Below are 4576 nucleotides of genomic sequence, written 5' to 3'. Positions count from 1 at the left end.
GCCGACCTCAACGAAGGCGAGACTTTGGAACTGGCGCAGAATTTGACGCGCGGTATTCCTTTCGCCACCCCGGTTTTCGACGGGGCGCGGGAAGAAGACATTGTTCATATGCTGGAAAAGGCCGGTATCCACCGCTCGGGTCAGATGACCTTGGTTGATGGTCGTACCGGCGAGCCCTTCGACCGTTCGGTGACCGTCGGCTACATCTATATGTTGAAGCTGCATCACTTGGTCGACGACAAGATCCATGCGCGCTCCATCGGTCCCTACAGCCTCGTTACCCAGCAACCGCTGGGTGGTAAGGCGCAGTTCGGTGGTCAGCGCTTCGGGGAAATGGAAGTGTGGGCGCTCGAAGCCTACGGCGCGGCCTATACGCTCCAGGAAATGCTCACCGTGAAGTCGGATGACGTGTCGGGCCGTACCAAAGTGTACGAAGCCATTGTACGCGGCGACGATAACTTCGAGGCTGGTATCCCTGAATCCTTCAACGTGCTCGTGAAGGAACTGCGGTCGCTCTGCTTGAATGTGGAACTGGAAAACCGCGCTTAGTCGCGCGGTTCTTTCAGCCTTTCGGACTTTAGAAGTACGAGTCTTCTAACAGGCTGGCCCGAGGGCTAGCAGGAGTAAGACATGAACGAGTTGATGAATCTCTTTGGTCAGGTGACCAGCCCGCAGAGCTTTGACGAGATCAAGATCTCGATCGCGAGCCCGGAGCGCATCCGGTCTTGGTCGTTCGGCGAAGTCAAAAAGCCTGAGACCATCAACTATCGTACCTTCAAGCCGGAACGGGACGGTTTGTTCTGCGCCCGCATTTTCGGCCCGATTAAGGACTACGAATGCTTGTGCGGTAAGTACAAGCGCATGAAGTATCGCGGCATTATCTGCGAAAAATGCGGCGTTGAAGTGACGCTGGCCAAGGTTCGGCGCGAGCGCATGGGCCATATCGAACTGGCTTCGCCGGTTGCGCATATTTGGTTCCTGAAGTCGCTCCCCAGCCGTATCGGCCTGCTGCTCGATATGACGCTGAAAGATCTCGAACGCGTTCTCTACTTCGAAAACTACGTCGTCATCGAGCCGGGCCTGACGCCGCTGAAGCTGAAGCAGCTTCTGTCGGAAGAAGATTACCTGAAGGCCCAGGATGATTACGGCGAAGAGAATTTCACCGCCAAGATCGGCGCGGAAGCGCTGCGCGATATGCTCGTGCAGATCGATCTTGAGGATGAAGTCGAAACGCTGAAAGTCGAGCTGCGCGAAACCGCCTCGGAAGCCCGCCGCAAGAAGCTGGTGAAGCGCCTAAAGCTGGTCGAAGCCTTCCACGCCTCGGGCTCGCGCCCGGAATGGATGATTCTGGAAGTCGTTCCGGTTATCCCGCCCGAGTTGCGCCCGCTGGTGCCGCTGGATGGTGGCCGGTTTGCGACCTCGGATCTGAACGATCTTTACCGCCGCGTCATCAACCGAAACAACCGCTTGAAGCGGCTGATCGAGTTGAAGGCGCCGGACATTATCGTCCGCAACGAAAAGCGCATGCTGCAAGAAGCGGTCGATGCGCTGTTCGATAACGGCCGTCGCGGTCGCGTCATCACCGGGGCGAATAAGCGTCCGCTGAAGTCGCTGTCCGACATGCTGAAGGGTAAGCAGGGTCGCTTCCGTCAGAACTTGCTAGGCAAGCGCGTTGATTACTCGGGCCGTTCGGTCATCGTCGTCGGGCCGGAACTGAAGCTGCATCAGTGCGGCTTGCCGAAGAAGATGGCGCTGGAACTGTTCAAGCCGTTCATCTACGCCAAGCTCGAACTCTACGGTCACGCCAGCACCATCAAAGCCGCCAAACGCATGGTGGAAAAAGAGCGCCCGGAAGTGTGGGACATCTTGGAAGAGGTGATCCGCGAGCATCCGGTGATGCTGAACCGCGCGCCGACGCTGCATCGCTTGGGCATTCAGGCCTTCGAGCCGACGCTGATCGAAGGCAAGGCCATCCAACTGCATCCGCTCGTCTGTACGGCGTTCAATGCCGACTTCGACGGCGATCAAATGGCCGTTCACGTGCCGCTCTCGCTGGAAGCCCAGCTTGAAGCGCGCGTGTTGATGATGTCGACCAACAACATCCTGTCGCCCGCCAACGGCAAGCCGATCATCGTGCCGAGCCAGGATATTGTTCTGGGTCTCTATTACCTCTCGATGGAAGATTTCCGCCGTCTGACGGATGAAATCGACATCAGCAAACTGTCCGACGCCGAGATCGACGCCGCCATCACCAATGGCAAGCTGATCCTGCGCGAAGGCGATACCTATTATCCGAAGCCCCTTGGGGCAGAACTTGCCGCAAAACGCAGCAAGCTCGTCGGTCTGCGCGTGCCCTACTATTCCAACATCTCGGAAATCGAAGCGGCGCTTCAGGAAAAAGACCCTGCATCTGCACACGCCGGTGCGCGGGCGCTGGACGACGGTGGATGCGGCGGGCAAGCCGGTGCAGCTCGACGTGCGGGCGACTGCGGGCCGCATGATTATGGCCGAAATTCTGCCGAAAAGCGTGCTGGTCAGCTTCGATCTGGTGAACCGTCAGCTCACCAAGAAAGAAGTCTCGTCGATCATCGATATCGTCTACCGCCATTGCGGTCAGAAAGAGACCGTGATCTTCGCTGACCGCATGATGGCGCTGGGCTTCGGCCACGCCTGCCGCTCGGGGATCTCCTTCGGTAAGGACGATATGATTATCCCCGAAGCCAAGGGCGCTTTGGTGGATGAAGCCCAAGAAAAGATCAAAGAGTACGAACAACAGTATCTCGATGGTCTGATTACCCAGGGCGAAAAATACAATAAGGTCGTGGACGTCTGGTCGCAGTGCACCGAAAAGGTCGCCGATGCCATGATGAAGACCATGCAGGCCGTTCATGGCTCGGGCAAACTGAACTCGGTGTACATGATGGCCCACTCCGGGGCGCGTGGTTCGGCGGCGCAGATTAAGCAGCTCGCTGGGATGCGCGGTCTGATGGCCAAACCGTCGGGCGAAATCATCGAAACCCCGATTATTTCGAACTTCAAAGAAGGCCTGACCGTGCTGGAGTACTTCAACTCCACTCACGGTGCGCGTAAGGGCTTGGCCGATACCGCGCTTAAAACCGCGAACTCCGGGTATCTTACCCGCCGTCTCGTGGACGTAGCGCAGGATTGCATCATCACCGAAGATGATTGCGGCACGCAGCAGGGCATCACCATCCGCGCCGTCGTCGACGGCGGTGAAGTGATCTCGCCGTTGGCCGAACGCATCCTCGGGCGTTGCTCGGTCGCCGATATCGTTCACCCGAAGACCAAGCAATTGATTTGCAAGGCCGGGGTGATCCTCGATGAAGACGCGGTGGAACAGGTCGAAAAGGCCGGGATCGACTCGATCCTGATCCGCTCGGTGCTGACCTGCGAAAGCCATGTCGGCGTCTGCGCTACCTGCTACGGGCGCGATCTGGCGCGCGGCACCCAGGTTAACCAGGGTGAAGCGGTCGGTGTTATCGCCGCGCAATCCATCGGCGAGCCGGGCACCCAGCTTACCATGCGCACCTTCCACATCGGCGGCGCGGTGCAGCGCGGGGCGGAACAATCCTCGATCGAAGCCACCCATGACGGGACGATCAAGTTCATCAACCGCACGGTTGTGACGAACGGTCAGGGCTTCCATATCGTCATGGGCCGCAACGTCGAGCTGATTTTGCAGGATGCGGAAGGGCGCGACCGTGCCCGCCATCGCCTGCCCTACGGCTCGAAGCTGATGTTCGACGAAAGCAAGCCGGTGGTCAAAGGCCAGCGGTTGGCCGAGTGGGACCCCTATACCCTGCCGATCATTGCCGAGCAGGAAGGCACGGGCCATTTCGTCGACCTCGTCGATGGTCTGTCGATCCGCGAAGTGATGGACGAAGCGACGGGGATTTCGAACCGCGTCGTCACCGACTGGCGTCAGCAAACCCGTGGGTCGGACCTGAAGCCGCGCATCATGCTGCGCGACGAAAAGGGCGAGGCGATCAAACTGCCGAACGGCCTCGAAGCGCGTTACTTCCTGCCCGTCGATGCCATTCTGTCCATCGAGAATGGCCAGCGGGTGAAGGCCGGGGACGTGGTGGCGCGTATCCCGCGCGAAAGCTCCAAGACCCGCGATATCACCGGGGGTCTGCCGCGCGTCGCCGAACTCTTCGAAGCGCGCAAGCCGAAAGACTATGCGATCATCTCGGAATCCGAGGGCCGTGTGGAATTTGGGCGCGACTACAAGACGAAGCGCCGTATTCTGGTGGTGCCGACCGAGGAAGGCCGCGAAGCCGTCGAATATATGATCCCGAAGGGCAAGCACATCAGCGTGCACGAAGGCGATTATGTGCAGAAGGGCGACCTTCTGATGGACGGCAACCCGGTTCCGCACGATATTCTGCGCGTTCTCGGTATTGAAGCCTTGGCCAATTATTTGACCAACGAAATCCAGGACGTGTATCGTTTGCAGGGCGTGAAGATCAACGATAAGCATATCGAAGTGATCGTCAGGCAAATGCTGCAAAAGATCGAAATCGACGAGGTTGGCGATAGCACCTACCTCGTTGGC

The 4576-nt window shown here is 58.7% G+C and carries 1 protein-coding gene and 2 pseudogenes; all 3 read left to right on the top strand.

Translation table 11 applies throughout. The annotated features are described in order from the left end of the window. Positions 1-549, top strand: a 549-nt coding sequence (locus VZ95_RS12430; protein WP_045776124.1) for a DNA-directed RNA polymerase subunit beta, incomplete at its 5' end; no start/stop codon positions are given. Between the two features lie 81 nt (positions 550-630). Further along, positions 631-2271, top strand: a pseudogene (gene rpoC, locus VZ95_RS29780) (DNA-directed RNA polymerase subunit beta'); the annotation flags it as partial. Positions 2272-2410: 139 nt separating this feature from the next. Next, positions 2411-4576: pseudogene (locus VZ95_RS29775) on the top strand (DNA-directed RNA polymerase subunit beta'); the annotation flags it as partial.

The organism is Elstera litoralis (assembly GCF_000963705.1).
GTDB classification, from domain to species: Bacteria; Pseudomonadota; Alphaproteobacteria; order Elsterales; family Elsteraceae; genus Elstera; species Elstera litoralis.
This window is presented reverse-complemented; position numbering and strand designations above follow the sequence as displayed.